The organism is Dietzia aerolata (assembly GCF_014144865.1).
Classification (GTDB): domain Bacteria; phylum Actinomycetota; class Actinomycetes; order Mycobacteriales; family Mycobacteriaceae; genus Dietzia; species Dietzia aerolata.
On the sequence record NZ_JAALDM010000105.1, the window covers coordinates 1 to 1,699 of the forward strand.

Genomic DNA, 1,699 nt, shown 5'->3' on the forward strand with positions numbered 1-1,699 from the left:
CGGCGGCCCGGTGGTCCTGGCCGCGGACGGCTCGAAGGCCAACGACCCCGCGGCGGCGTTCGCGTTCGCCCAGGCCGAGCGCCGCGGCACCTCCGTGCGCGCCGTCCACACGGTGGAGGTGCCCAAACTGCCGGGCGCGTCGCTGTTCGACCTCGACACCCTGGCCGAGAGCGTGCTCGCCGAGGATGAGCAGGAGGTCACCGACGCGCTCGCCCCGCACGACGCCCGTCATCCCGGTGTCGACCTCGAGCTCATCCTCGTCGTGGGCGATCCGGCCACCACCATCGCGGACGAGGCCTCCGGTGCGTCACTGCTGGTCACCGGATCGCGCGGACACGGCGGGTTCGCGGGCATGCTGCTCGGCTCGGTCAGTCGCCGACTCCTGCAGACCGCGCCCTGCGCGGTCGCGGTGATCCGCCCGACCGACTGAGCGACCCTTCGCAGGAGTGTGGCGAATCCTGCCCCGCCGCCCACTCCCGCGCCTCTCAATGGCGTCTCGCGCGTGTCCCTGCACTCGCCACCCACTCCCGCGCCTCTCCATGGCGTCTCGCGTGCGCATCGGTACGCGCGAGACGCCATCGGGGAGTGCGGATATGTATGGCGACGAACTCACGCCGGCCTGACGGGCTGGAGACCGCCCGCGGCGTCGCTCAGGCGGGGCCGATGCGGAGCATGCGGGTCATGGTCGGCTGCCACAGCACACCGGGGGCGTCGCCGCGGGAAGCCAGCGTGCCCGTGAGCTCCATCGGCTCGTCCAGCGGAGCGTGGCCGACGAACGTACGCATCACCTCATGGCCGGTCTCCACATCCGTCGAGGTGACGAACACCGGGCCGACCTTCTGCGCGAGGCCATGATCGAGAATCTCCTGTCCGGGCAGCGGCTCGGGCAGGGAGCCGAGGGCCGACTGGCCGGCGGCGGGACCGTAGGCCATCGCGTGGATCTGCCTGTCGCCGGTGGTGAGCTTGGGCAGTGACGCGGTCCGCGAAGTGTTGGTCCACTTCCGCGAGCAGGCGGCGTCCGCGCCCGCACCTGCGCCATCCAGGCTGACGTCGACGCGGGTCATGCCGCCGATGTACGGAGCGCCAGCAGGAACGGCCGGACCGTCGACCGCGAACGGCGGGTACTCAAAGCCGTAGGTGTTGACCAGCACCAACGCGGTTGTGTCGGCGTCGCCGCTGGCCGGATGGGCGAGGATCGAGTTCTCCGAGGCCGCGGGGCCGGAGATCAGGACCCCGTCGGCGGCGGCCGAATCCGGGCGCAGCGTGGTGGCGAACGCGGGCATCCGGCACACCTCGGTGCCGTCCGACTGCCGGAGGACGATGAGGTCGGGATGCTCGGTGTCGTCGGTGATCGCGATCAATCCATTGCCCGGCCCGAAATAGGTGGGCGTGGTCCCCGACCCGTACGCGAGCAGGCCGGGTTTGCGACCGGGCCCGACGTCGTAGCCGTGGCGCCAGCGAATGGTCGGTGTCCCGTCGGCGGCGGTATCGATTTCATAGAGCGCCCGGGTGGTGATCACCGACGCGCCACCGGGCCTGACCGTGAAACCGTTGGAGATCTTCTCGCCCGCAGGAAGTGTGAGAAAGCGGGGTGTGTGGTCGTTGTCGTCGTCGTCAAAATTTTCTCCACCGCCACCACCTGCGGTTCGGACGGTTCCCACCACGCCACCCGACGTCGCGAACCACACACGCCCGTCGA

At 70.6% G+C, this 1,699-nt stretch carries 1 protein-coding gene and 1 pseudogene; one reads left to right on the forward strand and one right to left on the reverse strand.

Annotation, left to right across the window (positions count from 1 at the left end; all coding sequences use genetic code 11):
• A partial coding sequence (locus tag G6016_RS07185) for a universal stress protein (RefSeq protein WP_182631988.1) occupies positions 1-430 on the forward strand: 430 nt, incomplete at its 5' end.
• Positions 431-650: 220 nt separating this feature from the next.
• Here the strand turns inward: G6016_RS07185 and G6016_RS07190 are convergent.
• Positions 651-1,699 (reverse strand): annotated as a pseudogene (locus tag G6016_RS07190) (hypothetical protein); the annotation flags it as partial.